This is a genomic window from Microbacterium sp. CBA3102 (genome assembly GCF_007954505.1).
In the GTDB taxonomy this organism is placed as follows: domain Bacteria; phylum Actinomycetota; class Actinomycetes; order Actinomycetales; family Microbacteriaceae; genus Microbacterium; species Microbacterium aurugineum.
Genome location: NZ_CP042412.1, coordinates 12,689 through 30,332, shown reverse-complemented (window position 1 = coordinate 30,332; position 17,644 = coordinate 12,689). Strand labels below are relative to the sequence as shown.

Here is a 17,644-nt window from a genome sequence, read left to right as displayed (position 1 = left end):
ATCCTGCGGTGACGCCGCTCCGCAGGGTGTTCCGTGAATTCTTTGCGGAGTTGTGAACCTGAACGAACCCGAGGCTGCCTGTGTTGCGTGGTCTGACCACAGGAGGATACGCTGTGGTCAGACCACAGGAGGATCGATGAGTGAACAGCCGGCGCGCGCCTGGCAGCTCGTACTCGAACACATCGAGCGCGACCTCCTCGACGCTCGTCTGGGCCCGGGGGACAGGCTCCCTTCGGAGCGTGACCTCGCGAGCGAGCTCGGTGTCGGGCGCTCCAGCGTCCGTGAGGCGTTCCGTGTGCTCGAGGTGATGGGTCTCATCCGCACCGCGACAGGTTCGGGTCCGCAGTCCGGCGCCATCGTCATCGCGACCCCGACCGGAGGGATGTCCGCGCTCCTCCGGCTGCAGGTCGCCGCGCAGGGCTTCCCGTTGGACGACGTGGTGCGCACGCGCCTGGTGCTCGAAGACGCGGTGGTGACGGCGCTCGCCGCATCCGCAGATCGCGACACGACACGCGCGCACCAGCTGCTCGAGGCGATGGACGCGACAGGCCTTGCTGCCGCGGAGTTCCTCGCCCTCGACGCCGAATTGCATCTCTCCCTCGCTGAAGCCAGCGGCAACACGGTCATCGCCGCGATGATGGCGGGCCTGCGTTCATCCATCGAGTCCTACGTGCAGGCGGGCGTCGCCGCGATCCCCGACTGGGACGCGATGGCGGAGCGGCTGCGCACCGAACACCGGGCCCTGGTCGCCGCGATCGACGAGGGCGATGGCGATGCCGCTCGCGCTCTCGTCCATTCGCACATCACCGGCTACTACACGTCCGCGGGGCTGACCCGCGACCTCCATCCCCTGAACTGAGAGGCACACCATGGTGCAGCGCCAGCTCCCGAATCCCGTCGAACTCCTCGACCTCATGAAGTTCAAGAAGCCGGAGTTCGACGGCCGCAAGCGCCGTCTCGATGCCGCGCTCACGATCGACGATCTTCGTCTGATCGCCAAGCGCCGCACGCCCAAGGCGGCTTTCGACTACACCGATGGCGCCGCCGAGGGCGAACTCTCGCTCTCGCGCGCCCGGCAGGCGTTCCAGGACGTGGAGTTCCACCCGGGCATCCTGCGGCCCGCTCCCGACGTCGACACGAGCGTCGAGATCCTCGGCGGCCCCTCCGCGCTGCCCTTCGGGATCGCGCCCACGGGCTTCACCCGGTTGATGCAGACCGAGGGCGAGGTCGCCGGTGCCGGAGCCGCCGGCGCTGCGGGCATCCCGTTCACGCTGTCCACCCTCGGCACCACGTCGATCGAGGGCGTCACGGCCGCCAACCCGCATGGGCGCAACTGGTTCCAGCTCTACGTCATGCGCGACCGGGAGATCTCGTACGAGCTCACCCGCCGCGCCGCCGCGTCCGGCTTCGACACCCTCCAGTTCACAGTGGACACCCCGGTCGCGGGTGCCCGTCTGCGGGACAAGCGGAACGGCTTCAGCATCCCGCCGCAGCTCACGCTCGGCACGATCATCAACGCGATCCCGCGGCCGTGGTGGTGGTTCGACTTCCTGACGACTCCGAAGCTGGAGTTCGCCTCCTTGAGCACCACGGGCGGAACGGTCGGTGAGCTGCTGGACGCCGCGATGGACCCGACGATCAGCTACGACGATCTCGACGTGATCCGTGACATCTGGCCAGGGAAGATCGTGATCAAGGGCGTGCAGAACGTCGAGGACTCGGTGCGCCTGCGTGATGCGGGAGTCGACGGCATCGTGCTCTCGAACCACGGCGGACGACAGCTCGATCGCGCGCCGATTCCGTTCCATCTCCTGCCCGAGGTGCGACGGGCCGTCGGCGACGACTTCACGGTCATGATCGACACCGGCATCATGAACGGTGCCGACATCGTCGCCGCCGTGGCGCTCGGGGCGGACTTCACCCTGATCGGGCGCGCGTACCTCTACGGCTTGATGGCCGGCGGGCGCCAGGGGGTCGACCGGACGATCGCGATCCTGCGCAGTGAGATCGAGCGCACGATGCGTCTGCTGGGGGTCTCCTCACTTGCGGAGCTCGAACCGGGACACGTCACTCAGCTCACGCGCCTGGTGCCCGTGGCGAGGGCGGCTGCGGACGCGCGCACGCGCACGCGCTGAGCGGGAGTGGCGGGGCGACCCCCGGACAGGCTCAGGCCTGCGGGGCGACGGCCCTGCGGCGCGGCGGCCACGGCACCAGCATCGACGTCGTCCGGCGATACTCGGCGTAGGCCGGATACTTCGACGCGGTGATCGACTCGGTGAAGACCGTCGAGCCGATGAAGAGCACCGTCAGCAGGGCAGGGCCGATGATCGTCGGATTCAGGACGCCACCGAGCACACCCGCGCCCGCCGCAGTGGCGGCCGTCGCACCGATCGCGTAGAGGGCCCACCACTGTGCCTGCTCGAAGAAGAAGTTCGGGTGTCGGCTGTAGCGGAACAGCCCGGTGGTCGCGAAGCCGGGGGAGAGGGAGCCGCCCGCCCGCTTCTTGCGCTGATGGAAGGCCCACTGCTGCTGGTCGGCGATGGTCTCGCCGACCAGGAAGGCGAGGAACGCCGCGATGAAGAGCGCGTCCCACCCCGTGAGCGCCGAGGGGTTCTGCGCGGCGACGAGGGCCGGCAAGGTGATGAGGACGAGCAGTGTCATCTGATAGCCGATGATGAACAGCAGGTTGAAGATCTGGAACTGCCAGGGCCGCATGCGTGCGCGAAGAATCGCCCAGCGGTAGTCCTCCATGCCCGTGTAGCCGCCCTTGCGCGCGAAGTTGAAGGTCAGGCGGGCTCCCCAGGCGGTCACGAGCACCCCCATCAGCACGACGCGCGCCGATCCGTCGCCCTCTGCGAAGGCACCGGCGACGAAGATCCACACGTAGGCCACGGGCACGATCGACCAGGCACGGTCGACCCACGAGGTGTCGCGGGTGGCCAGGGACAGGATCCAGCAGGCCGCGCTGGTGGCCGCGGCGACGATGATCACGATCAGCAAGGCGTCCATGTCGCCATGCTAGGGCCACGCGGTGACGTCGCGCCGTGCGACACCGCGGCGGCTCAGAGCGAGCGCAGGAGCTCGTCGAGCTTGTCGGCGGTGTCTTCCCAGCCGTCGACGGCGACCGACGGCACGCCGATGGCGAGCACCGGGTAGTCGTTCCCGCCCTCGTCGAGCCGGTCGCCGTAGAACAGCATGTCCGTGAGAGGGATCCCGGTGTGAGCGGCGAGCTGCGTCATCCCGAACGCCTTGTCGATGCCGGCGCGGGTGATGTCGATCGACGTTGACCCGCCGGAGCGCACCTCGAGGCCGGGGAGGCGGGCGGCGACCGCATCCCGCAGAGCCGCGCGCTTCGCCCCGGTCGGATCCCAGTCGTGCTTGGCTTCGCGCGGGGCGCGCTGGCCCAGCGCGGAGAAGGTGATCTGAGATCCGCGGTCCTCGAGGATCTCGCCCAGGGGTCCGCTTCCCAGAGCCCGAGACGCTCGGCCTCTTCGCGCAGAGCGGTCAGGGCCGCCTGCTTCTCCTCTTCGCTGAGGTCGTGCGCGTAGACGGGCACGAAGTCCGCCCCGTCGTGGCGCAGATACCGCGTGCCGCAGGTGGGCAGCAGATGGAGTCGTGCGAGCGCAGCAGGGTCCGCGTCACCGAGGCGGGCGACGACCTGCGAGCGGAACTGCGCCTCGTTGCCGCCCGAGATGATCGCGACGTCCACGGTGCGCAGCAGGGCCCGCAGCTGTTCGGCGATGCGCGGGTCGATCACTCCCTTGGACGGCGCGAGCGTGTCGTCGAGATCGAAGGCGACGAGGACAGGCGTGGTCATGGTGTCTCCAGCCTAGAAGATGGGCGCGGGGAGGCGCGCGGGGCGAACAGCAGTGTGCACATGACGGCGAGGGCCACGCCGAACACGGCGCCCGTGGAGTTCGCCAGGACATCGGTGAGGGTCGCTGCACGATGGGGGAGTGCGAGGTGCTGAACTGTCTCGATCGCCAGGGAGAGCGCCGGTCCGACGAGCAGTGCGAGAGGCCAGACACGGCGGGGGAGCAGCACGAAGGCGAGGATGCCGACCGGGATGAAGACGAGGATGTTCGCCAGGATCTCGAGGCGGGTGAAGTCGAGCGACGCCCAGCCGAGGCGATGGGCCATGCCGAGGATCACGTCGAGCAGATTGGGCATCGTGTGTTCGACGCGTGAGGGCGTCAGCGTGAGCGCCGCGAGGACGAGGAGGAACGGGATGCCGAGGGCGAGAGCCCAGGCGCGGGTGAACCGGCGCGGCGGCGGGAGCAGAGACCCCATGCGTTCCCTTCGTGCGCGAAGCCGATACAGAGAAGGCCGCCCCTGAGGGCGGCCTTCCGGTGTCACTGGTCGGGGTGACAGGATTTGAACCTGCGACCTCTTCGTCCCGAACGAAGCGCGCTACCAAGCTGCGCCACACCCCGTTTGCAACCCTCCGAGTCTACAGGGAAATGCTCCGTGCGCCGAATCGAGACCGGGATCAGTTCCGGGCCGTGAGGGTGAGCAGCGTCGCCTCGGGGCGGCACGCGAAGCGGACCGGGGCGTAGATCGAGTGACCGCACCCCGCGCTGACGTTGAGCGGGACCGTGCGCCCGCCGTGCGACCAGGTGCTGAGGCCCTTGGCCTGTTTGAGCGGGATATCGCAGTTCGCAACGAGCGCACCGTATCCGGGCAGGCAGACCTGACCGCCGTGTGTGTGGCCGCCGAGGATCGCATCCGCGCCGAGGTCGGTGAATCCGTTGAGCACGCGCTGGTAGGGGGCGTGGGTGACGCCCAGCAACGGTGTCGATGCGTCGCGCGGACCGAGGGCACCGATCGCGTCGGGGAGCACATCGAGGCGGTCCCAGTCCCGGTGCGCGTCATTCACGCCGAAGGCGTCGACCACCGTGCCGGCGACCGTGAGGCGCGCTGCGGAGTTGTTGAGGTCGGTCCACCCCAGCTCGTCGGTGAAGTACCGGTCCATCGCCGCAGTGTCCAGCGGCGTCGGCTCATGATGCTTCTTCGAAGGACCGAGGAAGTAGCGCAGCGGGTTGCGCGGGGAGGGAGCGGTGACGTCGTTCGACCCGTGCACGAAGACGCCGGGGATACCGGCGTGCGGATCGAACGCCCGGCGGATGCCGGCGAGGCCGTCGAGGTGGCCGAGGTTGTCGCCGGTGTTGACGATCAGATCGGGCTTCAACTCCGCGAGCGATGCCAGCCAATCCTGCTTCCGATGCTGCCACGGCGCCATGTGCGCATCCGAGAGGTGCAGGATGCGGATCGGAGCTGAACCGGCGGGGAGGGCGGGGGCGGTGACCTCGCGCACCGTGAACAGGTAGCGCTCGATGCCGATGCCCCAGACGGCGGCAGCAGCACCGACGACCCCCACCGCGCCGAGCGCGATGAGGGCCGGGTGGGCCGTGCGCCGCGAGGCTACTCGCACGTCACTCGCACGGCGGTGGACTTGCTCGTGGCGGTGCCGGGTGCCGGATCCGTGGAGCTCACGACAGCGTTCGGCGGGTTGCACGAGTTGTCGAAGTCGATCGACGTGAAGCCGGCGGCACCCAGCGCGGCCGCCGCGTCCGCACGGGACATCCCGGCCAGGTTCCCCGGAACCGTGGTCCCCTGCCCATTGCTGGGGGAGATCGTCACGGTCGTGCCTCCTGCAGCCTGCCCGGAGGGATCCTGGGCGACGACGATGTTCGTCGGCTGGTCGCTATCGACAGCCGGCCCGTCGGCGACCGAGAAGCCCCGGCTCTCCAGCGTCGACCGCGCTTCGTCCATCGTCATCCCGACGACGTTCGGCACCTCGGTGAGCACCCGACGGGTCAGGTTGTTGTCGGGGCGGGGGAAAGCGTCTCCGCCGTAGGCGCCGTTGGCCGCAGCCTGCGCTGCCTTCGCCAGCGGGTACCGCATGTTGTTGAGCAGGTGGTCACCGGCTCGCTTCTGGTAGATGTCGGACTGGCCCTTCCAGCGCCCGGCCCACACCGCGGTCGTGACCTTGGTGCTGGACTCGATCATCATGGTCGACCAACGGTCGTGGGTTCCGGTCTTGCCGATGAGCGGGGTTCCGTCGAACGGGTTGGCGCGGGCACCGGTGCCGCCGCCGGACATCACACCCTGAAGCGCGTAGGCGGCGGTCGCCGCGACCTCCTTCGAGATGACGCCGTCGGTGCAGGACGACTTCGGGAGCTCGCGGTCCTTGCCGTCGGGGCCGACCACGCGGTCGATCGCACGCGGTGTGCAGTACTTGCCGCCGCTGGCGACCGTGGCGTAGGCGTTGGCCATGGCGATCGGGGAGATGTTCTTCGGGCCGAGCACGTCGTACGGCACGTTCTCGTCCGTGACCTTCTTGCCGCTCGCGAGGGTGACGCCCATGCGGTCGGCGACCTGGTTGATCTCGCAGATGTCCAGCTTCGAGGCCATCGCGAAGTAGCCGCTGTTCAGGGACTGTCGGGTGAAGTCCATGACGCTCGCGGTGTAGCCGCCGCCGCCGCCGAAGTTGCCGATCTCCTTGGTGTTGGTGGTCTGTGGGCTCTCGCACACGGGGATCTTCAGGTTCGTCTGCACCCGGCCGTTGAGGACCTCGTTGACGGAGTGGCCCTTCTCGAGCCAGTCGATCAGGGTGAAGAGCTTGTAGACCGATCCGACCTGGAACCCGCCCGAGTTGCCGTGCGTCGTGTCTCCGGCGAAGACCAGCGAGCTCTTCGCCAGGTCGTCCGTCGTGGTCTCATCGAACTGCGTGTTCTGCGTGATCGACAGGATGCGTCCCGTGCCCACCTCGATCGATACTCCGGCAGCACCGAAGTAGTCGTTGTCGTAGTTGGCCGGCACGATGTCCTTCATCGCCTGCGCGGCGGGGTCCTGGATGCGGTAGTCCAGCGAGGTGTAGATCTTGAGGCCCCCGCGACGGAGCAGGTCGGCCCGGTCCTGCGGCTCCTTGCCGAATGCCTCGTCGTTCAGCACGATCGACTTCACGTACTGGCAGAAGTAGGCGTTGGCGCCCGCGGAGGCACAACCCTGCGTGGGCGGGTTGAGCGAGGGAGTGATCTCGGAGGCGTCGGCCTCGTCGTACTGCGCTTGGGTGATCTTGCCGTCCGCGAGCATGCGGCCGAGCACGTAGTGACGCCGATCCTTCGTGAGGGCGTAGCCGCTCTCGGCGGTGTTGAGCGCCTCACCCTTCGAATTCGTGATGGTGCCCTCGGGCTTGTCGATGCGGTACGTGTTGGGGTTCTGCACGATGCCCGCCAGCGTCGCCGCCTGCGCGACCGTGAGCTTCGCCGAGGTCGTGTTGAAGTAGTAGTTGGCCGCGGCCTCGATGCCGTAGACCGTTCCGCCGAAGTTCGCGATGTTCAGGTAGCCGAGGAGGATATCGTTCTTCGAGAACTCCTTCTCGATCTGGATCGCGTAGCGCATCTCCTGGAGCTTGCGCTCGATGCCGTCGGCGCCCGTCGCGTTCGTCGCGTCCTTCCAGCACTGCTGCAGATCCTCGTTGTGCGTCTCCGAGGTCGTGTCGACCTTCTGCTCGCACTCCTGGATCAGCACGTTCTTCACGTACTGCTGGCTGATGGTCGATGCACCGCGGCTGGAGGTGCCGCGGACGTTGTCGATCAGCGCCTTCACCGTCGCGCCGACGTTGACGCCGCCGTGGCTGTAGAAGCTCTTGTCCTCACTGGACAGGATCGCGTCGTAGAGCACTGGGGAGACCTGCTCGTAGGTCACGGGCACACGATTCTGCTCGTAGAACGACGCGAGGGCGACGTTCTTGCCGTCGGGCGTCGTGGCGTAGATCGTGGACTGCTCCATCGGCGTACCCGGGTTGAGGTTCTCGGGGAGCTGGTCGAAGAGTGTGAGGGCCTGGGTGCCGGCGAGGCCGGTCATCGTGAGGACGGGCGTGACGCTCGCTGCGACCAGGAGTCCGGCGACGGCACTCAGCCCGACGAGCCCGACGAGTCCGCCGAGCACGCCTCTCACCGTGCGATTCTTTTGGGGCATACGCTTGATCGTAGGGGAGTTCCCTGAATACCGCCTTTGACGAGCCCGACGCGGAATCACGGCGTCGCGCCCCGATCGACAGGAGTGCCATGACCACGTGGGAGTACCTCACCACGCCGCTGCTCATCCACAACACCGCCGCGATCCTCAACAACTGGGGCAAGCAGGGCTGGGAGCTCGTCCAGGTCGTGCAGGGCCCCGAGGGTGGGCTCGTCGCCTACCTCAAGCGCCCTGTCACGGCCGAGGCTTCTGCCAACGCCGGCCTCGCTGCGGCAGAACAGGCCGCCCGCCAGTTCGAGGGGGAGCAGGCATGACCGTCGCTTCCCGCCTGGCCGAGCTCGGCATCGAGCTGCCCGCGGTCGCCGCACCGGTGGCCGCCTACGTGCCCGCGGTCGTGCACGGCGGGCTCGTGTACACGTCGGGCCAGCTGCCGTTCATCGAAGGCGCGCTCCCCGCCGTGGGCAAGGTCGGTGCGGAGGTCTCCGCCGAGGATGCGAAGACCTACGCACGGACCTGTGCGCTGAACGCTCTCGCCGCGGCAGCGGATGCCGCGGGTGGACTCGACCGCATCGCCGGTGTGCTGCGCGTGGGCGGATTCGTCGCCTCCGCCGAAGGCTTCACCGGGCAGCCCGGGGTCATCAACGGTGCCAGCGATGTGCTTGGCGAGATCTTCGGGGATGCCGGACGCCACGCCCGCGCAGCCGTGGGCGTCGCGGAGCTTCCCCTCGGCAGTCCGGTCGAGGTCGAGGTGGCCTTCCGCCTCGCTTGACCCGCCGCCCCGCCCGCGTGCGGGATCGAAAACGCGCCTCCCGGAAGCCCGGGAGGCGCGTTTTCGATCTTTCAGGGGCTTACTTCACCTGGGCCGAGATGATGCTCATCACTGCGGTGTCGGCGAGGGTCGTCGTGTCACCGACCTCGCGGCCTTCGGCCACATCGCGCAGCAGACGGCGCATGATCTTGCCGGATCGCGTCTTGGGGAGTTCGCCGACGATGTAGACGTCACGCGGACGCGCGATGGCGCCGATCTGCTCGCCGACCCACAGCCGCAGCAGCTGGGCGAGTCCGGCGGGCTCATGCGCCGCGAGGTAGCTCTCCTTGATGATGACGAACGCCACGACGGCCTGCCCGGTGGTCTCATCCGATGCCCCGACCACGGCGGCCTCGGCGGTGGCTTCGTGCGCCACCAGCGACGATTCGATCTCGGCGGTGGACAGGCGGTGGCCCGACACGTTCATGACGTCGTCGACGCGCCCCAGCAGCCACAGGTCGCCGTCCTCGTCGAGGCGGGCCCCGTCTCCGGCGAAGTAGTAGCCCTGGTCCTCGAACTTCTCCCAGTAGGTTTCGCGGTAGCGCTCCGGGTCGCCCCAGATTCCGCGCAGCATGCTCGGCCAGGGCTCCGTGATGACGAGCAGGCCGCCGTTGCCGTTGCCGACTTCGACACCGCTCTCGTCGACCACATCGATCGAGATCCCGGGCAGCGGCACCTGGGCGGACCCGGGCTTGGTCTCGGTGACGCCGGGGAGGGCGGAGACCATGATCGCTCCGGTCTCGGTCTGCCACCAGGTGTCGACGATCGGGGTCTTGCCTGCGCCGATGACGTCGCGGTACCACATCCACGCCTCGGGGTTGATGGGTTCGCCGACCGAGCCGAGCAGGCGCAGCGACGACAGGTCGAACTTCTGCGGGACGCTGCGGCCGATCTTCATGAAGGAGCGGATCGCGGTCGGCGCGGTGTAGAAGATGGAGACCTTGTACTTCTCGATGATCTCCCACCAGCGGCCGGGGTGCGGGGTGTCCGGCGTGCCTTCGTAGAGCACCTGGGTCGCACCGTTCGCGAGCGGGCCGTAGGCCACGTAGCTGTGCCCGGTGATCCAGCCGATGTCAGCCGTGCACCAGAAGACATCGGTCTCGGGGTGCAGGTCGAACACGTATTTGTGCGAGTACGCCGCCTGGGTGAGGTAGCCGCCGGAGGTGTGCAGGATGCCCTTCGGCTTCCCGGTGGTCCCCGAGGTGTACAGGATGAAGAGGGGGTTCTCCGCCGGGAACGCCGATGCGGTGTGCTCGGACGACGCTGCGGGGACGACGTCGTGCCACCAGACGTCGCGGCCCTCGACCCAGTCGACGTCGTTCTCGCCGCGCTTGACGACCAGCACGTGCTCGACGGTCTGCTGCTCACCGTCGCCCCGATCGGCCAGTGCCTGGTCGACCGCGGGCTTGAGCGCCGAGACACGGCCCTTGCGGTATCCGCCGTCTGCCGTGATCACCAGCTTCGCTCCGGCGTCGTCGATGCGTGAGCGCAGGCTGTCGGCGCTGAATCCGCCGAAGACGACCGAGTGGATGGCGCCGAGACGCGCGACCGCGAGCATCGAGGCGATCGCCTCGGGGATCATGGGCAGGTAGATCGCGACGCGGTCGCCCTGCCCCACTCCCAACCCTTCGAGCACGTTGGCGACACGCTTGACCTCGTCGGTCAGCTCGGCGTAGGTGATGCGGCGGGAGTCGCCGGGCTCTCCTTCCCAGTGCAGCGCGACGCGGTCGCCGTTGCCGGCCTCGACGTGACGGTCGAGGCAGTTGTACGCCACATTCAGCTCGCCGTCGTCGAACCACTTCGCGAACGGCGGATTCGTCCAATCGAGCACCTGCGTGAACGGCTTGTGCCAGTGCACGAGTTCGCGGGACTGCTCTCCCCAGAAGGCCTCGCGATCAGCCGCGGCGCGCTCGTACAGCTCTGGCGAGGAGATGGTCTGGGCGATGAATTCCTCCGACGGCGGGAATCGCCGGGTCTCATCGAGAAGGTGGTCGATCTGGCTGCTCATCGGCAGGCGCTCCTTTGCGGCATTCGGTCGTTCGAGCATGGTCGTGGGGTGGACGACCAGGTCAGGGTGAATCTATCCCCGCGGACTCCCCTCGAATACTGCCGAAAGTCGGTAGTGGTTTCGGTTTTGTGAGGACGGTTGCCTTGCGTACACTCGACGACAGCCGAGATCTCATTCCGGCCTTGGTGCGCCCGATTCCCCCGATCGTGGCCCACCGTGGGCGGCATCTCATTCCCCCCGTGAGGTGCCGCCCATTTCGTTTGGGAGCGCTCCCGCGTGACGGCTCCCGCGATGCCCGATCGACTCCTGCACGGGCGTTGCCGGATGGCACTTCTACACAGGCCCCGCTCCGCCCGTACTCGACCACGTTCTCGTGCCGGGGGTGCCGCCTAGCGTCGCTGTATGCCCGATTCGTTCGTCATCCAGCCCCGGGGAGCGGCCTCCGCCCGGACGGACTCCCTCCTCGACCCTTTGCACCTCGATCCCGCGTTCGGTCCCCTTCTCGCCCACATCGACGACACCGTGACCGATGTCTTCGTGAATGGCACGGCCGGGCTGTTCGTCGACCGCGGCAGCGGCGCGGAACCGGCGACGCAGTGGCGGGCCTCCGAGCGAGAGGTCAGGGATCTGGCGGTCGCTCTCGTCGGTCTCGGCGGACGACACCTCGATGATCAAGCGCCGTGCGTGGACGTCCGTCTCGCTTCCGGCATCCGCGTGCATGCCGTGCTCGCGCCGGTCTCGACGACGGGAACGGCGCTCTCGATCCGCATCCCGAGGGTGCGCGCGGCGGATCTCGCGGCGCTCGCCGCCCTCGGCGCCTTCGACGCGCGCCAGCAGGCCTGGCTGCTCGGGCTCGTCGCCGACCGGGCGAACATCCTCATCACCGGGGGCACCGGAACGGGAAAGACGACGTTGCTGTCCGCGCTGCTCTCCGAGGTCCCGCCGACCGAGCGCATCGTCACGATCGAGGATGTGGCGGAGTTGCGTCCCCGGCACCCGCACCACGTCGCGCTCGAAGCCCGCCAGGCGAATCTGGAGGGGGCGGGCGGGATCACCCTTGCTCGCCTGGTGCGGGAGTCCCTGCGTATGCGGCCCGATCGGCTGGTGGTCGGGGAGTGTCGAGGGGAGGAGGTGCGTGAGTTGCTCAGCGCGCTCAACACCGGGCACGACGGGGGAGCGGGCACGATGCACGCCAGCGGTCTGCGCGACGTGCCCGCCCGACTCGAGGCGCTCGGTGCGCTCGCGGGAATGGATGCCACCGCGCTCGCACGGCAGGCGGTGAGCGCGTTCTCCGTGGTTCTCCATCTCGATCGAACCCCGGATGGTGTCCGTCGGATACGCCAGGCCGGTCGCCTCGTGCTCGTGGCCGATCGCCTGGATATCGAGGAGGTGTCCCCGTGGTGATCCGACTCAGGCAGGCGCACCGCAATGAGTCGGCAGGCGCCGCGGAAGCCGCGACATCGGTGCAGACGCTGGCGGTGCTGTTGCAGGCGGGCGCGGTTCCTCTCACTGCGTGGCGACATCTCGCAGGCACCGGCGACCCGCATGCGGTGGCCGTGGTCGGGCGGGTCGACGAGGGCGTCCCTCTCCTCTCGGCGATCGAAGCCGAGCGGGGGGCGTGGACCGATCTCGCAGCCGCGTGGGAGATCGCGACGACCGTCGGCGCACCTCTCGCGGAGGTGCTCCGGATCATCGCGGAGTCGCTGCGCGATGCCGCCTCGGCAGCCGACGACGTCCGCATCGCCCTCGCGGAACCCGCCGGAACAGCCCGTCTGCTGCTCTGGATGCCGCTCGCGGGGCTCCTTCTCGGATTCGCGCTCGGCTTCGACACCCTCGGCGTCATCGTCGGCAACCCCCTCGGCGCCGGGTGCGTGGTCGTGGGCCTGCTCCTGGTGCTGGCGGCGCGACAGTGGACGAAGGGACTTCTGCGGCAGGCGAAGCCAGGGCCGGGCACGCCAGGGATGCGCGCGGAACTCGTGGCCGTCGCGCTCGCCGGAGGAGCGTCCATCGACCGAGCGCTTGCACTCGTGGACGACAGCTCTGCCTCCGGAGGGAGTGACGAGCGGATCCGCGCCGTGCTCGATCTGTCCCGAGCGGCAGGGGTGCCCGCGGTGGAACTGCTCCGTGCGTCCGCGGCGCAGGACCGCCATGCCGCTCGGGTCGGAGGCCGTCTCCGCGCGGCGAAGCTCTCGACACGACTCCTGATCCCTCTCGGAGTGTGCACCCTGCCCGCGTTCCTCCTGCTCGGTGTGGCCCCGATGCTCCTGAGCGTCCTGTCATCGACACCCTTGCCGTTGTGATCGCCCGCGTGGCGGTCCCTCCTCCATGCGAAACATCTCAGAGAAAGAAGGAACACCATGACGACCATTCCCCGACTCGACCGGCGCAGGGCGGCGATGCTGTTCGGCGACGACACCGGTGCGGCCACAGCGGAGTACGCGATCACGACCATGGCGGCTGTCGCGTTCGCCGGTCTCCTCGTCGTGATCATGAGATCCGATGAAGTCCGCGGCATCCTGACGGATCTCGTGCGGCGCGCCCTGACCGTGTCGTGAGGAGGCTGCCGATCATGGCCCTGTGGCGACGACGGACAACATCGCTCATCGCCATCGGGGGAGAGCGGGGATCGGTCGCGGCAGAGCTCGCGCTCGCCGTGCCCGCTGTGGTGCTGGCCCTGCTGCTGGGCGCGGGTGCGCTCGGAGCGGCGTCGCGTCAGGTCGCGCTGCAGGATGCGTCGGCCGATGCCGCTCGCCTGCTCGGTCGGGGAGAAGGACTCGGCGCCGCGGAGGGGGTTGTGCGTGCGGCGGTCCCCGGCGCCGGGGTATCCGCGTCACGCCGCGGTGAGCTCGTGTGCGTCACCTCGTCGGTGGAGGTCTCGTGGGGTGCGGCGGTGCGGGTGCCCCTGCGGGCGTCGAGCTGCGCGCTCGACGGAGGACTCTGATGGCGGGCACGGCGCTCGCTGCGGGTGTCCTCGCCGTGGCGGCCGCGCTGTCCCTCGGCTTGGCGGCCGTGGCCGGTGCTTCGGTGACGGCGCAGCGGGCGGCGGGCGCTGCGGATGCCGCGGCACTCGCCGCGGCCGATGCCGCCAGCGGCGCCGTGCCGACCTCGGCGGAGCCGTGCGCCCTCGCCGCGACGGTCGCAGAGGCGGCCGGTGCCGACCTCACCGGATGCGTTCTGGAGGGCTTCGTGGCGACCGTGGAGGTGCAGGCGGCGTACGCTGGACTCGCAGCCGTCTCCCGAGCCCGTGCCGGGCCACCCGAGGGACAGTGACGGCCGCGCGACCTCGCTCACTGTGAATGACCCCACACAGTGGTGTGTATGGTGTGCTTCGAAGAAAGGACGCACCCTTGGCTGAAGGCAAGAAGCTCGTCATCGTCGAGTCCCCGACGAAGATGCGGTCTATTCAGGGATACCTCGGCGACGGCTACGAGGTGCTCAGCTCCGTCGGCCACATCCGCGACCTCGCCGACAAGAAGGACATTCCGGCGGAGGACAAGCAGGCCTACGGGAAGTACTCGATCGACATCGACAACGGGTTCGACCCGTACTACGTCGTGTCCGATCGCAAGACCAAGACGGTCGCCGAGCTCAAGCGCGCCCTCAAGAGTGCCGACGAACTCCTGCTCGCGACAGATGAGGACCGCGAAGGCGAGGCGATCGCCTGGCACCTTCTGGAGACCCTCAAGCCCAAGGTCCCGGTCAAGCGCATGGTCTTCCATGAGATCACCAAGGATGCGATCCAGGCGGCCGTCGGCAACACCCGCGAGCTCGACCACGACCTCGTCGATGCCCAGGAGACCCGCCGCATCCTCGACCGTCTGTACGGCTGGGACGTCTCCCCGGTGCTCTGGTACAAGGTCAAGACCGGAATCTCCGCAGGACGCGTCCAGTCGGCGGCGACCCGACTCATCGTCGACCGGGAGCGTGAGCGCATGGCGTTCACCTCCGCCGAGTACTGGGACGTCGACGCCGCAGCCGCGGCGACCGGCACGTCCTTCAAGATCCGCCTCGTCCGCGTCGACGGCGGCCAGCTCGCGCGAGGCGCCGACTTCGACGACGACGGAAAGCTCAAGAAGGCCGTCGTCGTCCTCGATGAAGCCGCGGCTTCCGCTCTCGCCGAGGCGATCGACGCGGTCGGCTCCGGCTCCGTCACCAAGGTCGAGGCCAAGCCGGGAACGCGCAGCCCCTACGCGCCCTTCACGACCTCGACGATGCAGCAGGAGGCCGGGCGCAAGCTCTCCATGGGAGCCAAGCAGGCGATGGGTGTCGCCCAGCGGCTGTACGAGAAGGGGTACATCACCTATATGCGTACCGACTCCACGTCGCTGAGCACCCAGGCGGTGCAGGCGGCGCGGAGCCAGGCGGTGGCCCTCTACGGTGATGCCGCCGTGCCGCTGAAGCCGCGGGTCTACAAGTCCAAGAGCAAGAACGCGCAGGAGGCGCACGAGGCCATCCGTCCCTCGGGCGACAACTTCCGGACGCCGGCATCGCTGTCGTCCGAGCTCGATCGCGATGAGCAGCGCCTCTACGACCTCATCTGGAAGCGCACGGTGGCCAGCCAGATGGCCGACGCGAAGTACGAGACCACCACGGTCACCATCGCCGTCGATGCCGCGGGGAAGAAGGCCGAGTTCACGGCGTCCGGAACCGTCTACACCTTCAAGGGCTTCCTCGAGGCCTACGAGGAGGGGCGGGACGAGAAGCGCGGTGACGCGGATGCCGCAGAGAACCAGTCGCTCCCGGCCGTCGCCGTGGGCGATCAGCTCGCGGTGTCGGACGCTGAGGCGAAGGGCCACCGCACCACGCCGAAGCCGCGCTACACCGAGGCTTCGCTCGTCAAGGTGCTCGAGGAGAAGGGCATCGGTCGTCCCTCCACTTTCGCGTCGATCCCCGAGACGATCCTCGACCGCGGCTACGCCGTCAAGCGCGGCCAGGCCCTGGTGCCGACTTGGCTGGCGTTCAGCGTGGTGCGTCTGCTCGAAGAGCATTTCGCGGACCTCGTCGACTACGACTTCACGGCAGCGCTCGAAGACGACCTCGACACCATCGCGCGCGGTGAACAGAACCGTGTCGAATGGCTCAAGTCGTTCTACTTCGGCTCGGACTCGCACGTCGGTCTCCGCCAGGTCGTCGACAACCTCGGCGAGATCGATGCGCGTGCGCTGAACTCCACGCGCATCACCGACACGGCCACTCTCCGCTTCGGCAAGTACGGCCCCTACCTCGAGGTCGCCGACCCCGAGAACCCGGAAGCGAAGCCGCGCATCGTGAACGTGCCGGAAGACCTGGCGCCCGATGAGCTGACAGCGGAGAAGGCACAGGAGCTCATCGATGCTCCTGTCGCGGGCGACCGCGTGCTCGGGGAGAACCCGGCGAACGGCAAGATCGTCGTCGTCAAGGACGGCCGCTTCGGGCCTTATGTGCAGGAGAACGATCCGGTGGCGGAAGACGCCGCGATCGATGAAGCGACCGGAGAGGTCGTCGAGGCCCCGAAGCCGAAGCGCGGAGCGAAGAAGGACGCGGCACCCAAGCCGCGGACGGCGTCGCTCTTCCGCTCGATGTCCGTCGATGAGATCGACCTCGACACGGCGCTGCAGCTGCTCAGCCTCCCGCGCGTGGTGGGTGTGGACCCGGAATCCGGTGATGAGATCACGGCGCAGAACGGCCGCTTCGGTCCATACTTGAAGAAGGGCACGGACTCCCGCTCCCTCGAGAGCGAGTCGCAGATCTTCAGCATCACGCTCGAGCAGGCGCTCGAGATCTACGCGCAGCCGAAATACGGTGCCGGTCGACGGGCGTCGAGCGCACTCGCCGAGTTCGAGGCCGATCCCGTCAGCGGCAAGCCGATCCGCATTCGCGACGGTCGTTTCGGGGCGTACGTCACCGACGGAGAGACCAACGTGACCATCCCGCGTGGTCAGACCGTCGAAGACATCACCTTCGAGATCGCGGTGCAGATGCTCGCCGACAAGCGTGCAAAGGGGCCGGCCCCCAAGCGGGGAGCAGCGAAGAAGGCCCCGGCGAAGAAGGCGCCAGCCAAGAAGACGGCGGCCAAGGCGACCTCCGCGAAGAAGGCTCCCGCGAAGAAGACGACAGCGGCGACATCGGCCGCGCGGTCGGCGGCGGCGAAGAAGGCGGCGGCCACCCGTGCGGCGAACGCGGCCGCGAAGGCCGCCGAGAAGGCGGACTCGTGACCTCAGGCCGCGGGGTGTGGATCACACTCGAAGGCGGCGACGGGTCCGGCAAGACCACGCAGTCGAACCTGCTCGCCGAGTGGCTCGTGGCTGCGGGTCGCACGGTCGTGCGCACGCGTGAACCGGGCGGCTCCGAGGTCGGCCAGCTGATTCGCGACATCGTGCTGCATCACCGCGGTGACATCGCACCGCGCGCGGAGGCGCTGCTGTACGCGGCCGACCGTGCGCATCACGTCGCGACCGTCGTGCGACCGGCGCTCGAGCGTGGCGAGGTCGTGCTGCAGGACCGCTACCTCGATTCGTCCGTGGCTTATCAGGGGGCCGGGCGCGTGCTCGATGCGAAAGAGATCCGCGACCTGTCGCTCTGGGCGGCAGAAGGTGCGCTTCCTGACTTGACCGTGCTTCTCGACCTCGATCCCGCGGCAGCACGCACCCGTCTCGACTCGGCGGACAAGCCGTTCGACCGCCTCGAGGCCGAGCAGGAAGAGTTCCACGGCCGGGTCCGCGATGCCTACCTCGCGCTCGCCGACGCCGAGCCCGACAGGTTCCTGGTTCTGGACGCCGCTGCCTCTCCCGAGAGCATCGCCGACCGGATCCGCGCGCGGGTCGGAGAGCTGCTCGGCTGATCAGGCCGCGGCTCTCCGCGCGGGG

General features: G+C 68.6%; 16 protein-coding genes, 1 tRNA gene and 1 pseudogene. 11 read left to right on the top strand and 7 right to left on the bottom strand.

Going from position 1 to position 17,644, the window contains the following annotated elements:
* Positions 1 to 136: 136 nt before the first annotated feature.
* Positions 137 to 859: a FadR/GntR family transcriptional regulator gene (locus FGL91_RS00190; RefSeq protein WP_153242726.1), complete on the top strand. Its 723-nt coding sequence runs from the start codon at positions 137 to 139 to the stop codon at positions 857 to 859.
* 10 nt (positions 860 to 869) lie between these two features.
* On the top strand, positions 870 to 2,135 hold the full coding sequence (locus FGL91_RS00185; protein WP_153242725.1) for an alpha-hydroxy acid oxidase: 1,266 nt from the start codon (positions 870 to 872) through the stop codon (positions 2,133 to 2,135).
* 31 nt (positions 2,136 to 2,166) lie between these two features.
* Here the strand turns inward: FGL91_RS00185 and FGL91_RS00180 are convergent, their stop codons facing one another.
* The 6 genes and pseudogenes from FGL91_RS00180 to FGL91_RS00155 all read right to left on the bottom strand — a co-directional run bounded on the left by FGL91_RS00180 (position 2,167) and on the right by FGL91_RS00155 (position 7,983).
* On the bottom strand, positions 2,167 to 3,009 hold the full coding sequence (locus FGL91_RS00180; protein ID WP_153242723.1) for a DUF1295 domain-containing protein: 843 nt from the start codon (positions 3,007 to 3,009) through the stop codon (positions 2,167 to 2,169).
* A gap of 53 nt (positions 3,010 to 3,062) precedes the next feature.
* A pseudogene (locus FGL91_RS00175) lies at positions 3,063 to 3,817 on the bottom strand (HAD-IIB family hydrolase).
* Positions 3,814 to 4,290 (bottom strand): VanZ family protein, encoded by a 477-nt coding sequence (locus FGL91_RS00170; protein ID WP_153242721.1) that lies wholly within the window; start codon positions 4,288 to 4,290, stop codon positions 3,814 to 3,816. The pseudogene FGL91_RS00175 and the gene FGL91_RS00170 overlap by 4 nt, the downstream one beginning before the upstream one ends.
* A gap of 66 nt (positions 4,291 to 4,356) precedes the next feature.
* Positions 4,357 to 4,433 (bottom strand) — tRNA-Pro (locus FGL91_RS00165).
* 56 nt (positions 4,434 to 4,489) lie between these two features.
* Positions 4,490 to 5,431, bottom strand: coding sequence for a metallophosphoesterase (locus FGL91_RS00160; protein ID WP_153242720.1), 942 nt, complete (start codon positions 5,429 to 5,431; stop codon positions 4,490 to 4,492).
* Positions 5,422 to 7,983: a transglycosylase domain-containing protein gene (locus FGL91_RS00155; protein WP_227991768.1), complete on the bottom strand. Its 2,562-nt coding sequence runs from the start codon at positions 7,981 to 7,983 to the stop codon at positions 5,422 to 5,424. Before FGL91_RS00155 ends, FGL91_RS00160 begins: the two co-directional genes overlap by 10 nt.
* An 89-nt stretch (positions 7,984 to 8,072) precedes the next feature.
* Between FGL91_RS00155 and FGL91_RS00150 the strand changes: the two genes are divergently transcribed.
* Both FGL91_RS00150 and FGL91_RS00145 read left to right on the top strand, forming a co-directional pair.
* Positions 8,073 to 8,297 (top strand): hypothetical protein, encoded by a 225-nt coding sequence (locus FGL91_RS00150; protein WP_047521785.1) that lies wholly within the window; start codon positions 8,073 to 8,075, stop codon positions 8,295 to 8,297.
* The gene (locus FGL91_RS00145; RefSeq protein ID WP_134351985.1) at positions 8,294 to 8,752 is read left to right on the top strand and encodes a RidA family protein; all 459 of its coding nucleotides are present in this window, start codon (positions 8,294 to 8,296) and stop codon (positions 8,750 to 8,752) included. The genes FGL91_RS00150 and FGL91_RS00145 overlap by 4 nt, the downstream gene beginning before the upstream one ends.
* Before the next feature lie 79 nt (positions 8,753 to 8,831).
* On the opposite strand, the gene acs is transcribed toward FGL91_RS00145, so the two are convergent.
* The gene (acs, locus tag FGL91_RS00140) at positions 8,832 to 10,799 is read right to left on the bottom strand and encodes an acetate--CoA ligase (RefSeq protein WP_131491406.1); all 1,968 of its coding nucleotides are present in this window, start codon (positions 10,797 to 10,799) and stop codon (positions 8,832 to 8,834) included.
* Between the two features lie 402 nt (positions 10,800 to 11,201).
* Between acs and FGL91_RS00135 the strand changes: the two genes are divergently transcribed.
* From FGL91_RS00135 to tmk, 7 genes are all read left to right on the top strand, one after another.
* Positions 11,202 to 12,203: a TadA family conjugal transfer-associated ATPase gene (locus tag FGL91_RS00135; protein WP_134351983.1), complete on the top strand. Its 1,002-nt coding sequence runs from the start codon at positions 11,202 to 11,204 to the stop codon at positions 12,201 to 12,203.
* Positions 12,200 to 13,099, top strand: coding sequence for a type II secretion system F family protein (locus FGL91_RS00130; protein ID WP_416202670.1), 900 nt, complete (start codon positions 12,200 to 12,202; stop codon positions 13,097 to 13,099). The genes FGL91_RS00135 and FGL91_RS00130 overlap by 4 nt, the downstream gene beginning before the upstream one ends.
* 57 nt (positions 13,100 to 13,156) lie before the next feature.
* Positions 13,157 to 13,354, top strand: a complete 198-nt coding sequence (locus FGL91_RS00125) for a DUF4244 domain-containing protein (RefSeq protein WP_047521780.1) — start codon at positions 13,157 to 13,159, stop codon at positions 13,352 to 13,354.
* Positions 13,355 to 13,368: 14 nt separating this feature from the next.
* A complete protein-coding gene (locus FGL91_RS00120; protein WP_153242719.1) occupies positions 13,369 to 13,740 on the top strand; it encodes a TadE family type IV pilus minor pilin in 372 nt (123 codons plus the stop codon).
* Positions 13,740 to 14,069: a helicase gene (locus FGL91_RS00115; protein WP_134351979.1), complete on the top strand. Its 330-nt coding sequence runs from the start codon at positions 13,740 to 13,742 to the stop codon at positions 14,067 to 14,069. Before FGL91_RS00120 ends, FGL91_RS00115 begins: the two co-directional genes overlap by 1 nt.
* 77 nt (positions 14,070 to 14,146) lie before the next feature.
* The gene (topA, locus tag FGL91_RS00110) at positions 14,147 to 16,993 is read left to right on the top strand and encodes a type I DNA topoisomerase (protein WP_153242718.1); all 2,847 of its coding nucleotides are present in this window, start codon (positions 14,147 to 14,149) and stop codon (positions 16,991 to 16,993) included.
* Complete coding sequence (gene tmk, locus FGL91_RS00105; protein WP_153242717.1) at positions 16,990 to 17,619, top strand: dTMP kinase; 630 nt, start codon at positions 16,990 to 16,992, stop codon at positions 17,617 to 17,619. The genes topA and tmk overlap by 4 nt, the downstream gene beginning before the upstream one ends.
* Positions 17,620 to 17,644 lie beyond the last annotated feature (25 nt).

Bases quoted from the DNA above. Each gene is read 5' to 3' on its own strand.
- FGL91_RS00120 (WP_153242719.1), top strand. From the start codon at position 13,369: ATGGCCCTGTGGCGACGACGGACAACATCGCTCATCGCCATCGGGGGA.
- FGL91_RS00125 (WP_047521780.1), top strand. From the start codon at position 13,157: ATGACGACCATTCCCCGACTCGACCGGCGCAGGGCGGCGATGCTGTTC.
- acs (WP_131491406.1), bottom strand. From the start codon at position 10,799: ATGAGCAGCCAGATCGACCACCTTCTCGATGAGACCCGGCGATTCCCG.
- FGL91_RS00155 (WP_227991768.1), bottom strand. From the start codon at position 7,983: ATGCCCCAAAAGAATCGCACGGTGAGAGGCGTGCTCGGCGGACTCGTC.
- FGL91_RS00170 (WP_153242721.1), bottom strand. From the start codon at position 4,290: ATGGGGTCTCTGCTCCCGCCGCCGCGCCGGTTCACCCGCGCCTGGGCT.
- FGL91_RS00145 (WP_134351985.1), top strand. From the start codon at position 8,294: ATGACCGTCGCTTCCCGCCTGGCCGAGCTCGGCATCGAGCTGCCCGCG.
- FGL91_RS00150 (WP_047521785.1), top strand. From the start codon at position 8,073: ATGACCACGTGGGAGTACCTCACCACGCCGCTGCTCATCCACAACACC.
- FGL91_RS00185 (WP_153242725.1), top strand. From the start codon at position 870: ATGGTGCAGCGCCAGCTCCCGAATCCCGTCGAACTCCTCGACCTCATG.
- FGL91_RS00190 (WP_153242726.1), top strand. From the start codon at position 137: ATGAGTGAACAGCCGGCGCGCGCCTGGCAGCTCGTACTCGAACACATC.
- FGL91_RS00180 (WP_153242723.1), bottom strand. From the start codon at position 3,009: ATGGACGCCTTGCTGATCGTGATCATCGTCGCCGCGGCCACCAGCGCG.
- FGL91_RS00135 (WP_134351983.1), top strand. From the start codon at position 11,202: ATGCCCGATTCGTTCGTCATCCAGCCCCGGGGAGCGGCCTCCGCCCGG.
- FGL91_RS00115 (WP_134351979.1), top strand. From the start codon at position 13,740: ATGGCGGGCACGGCGCTCGCTGCGGGTGTCCTCGCCGTGGCGGCCGCG.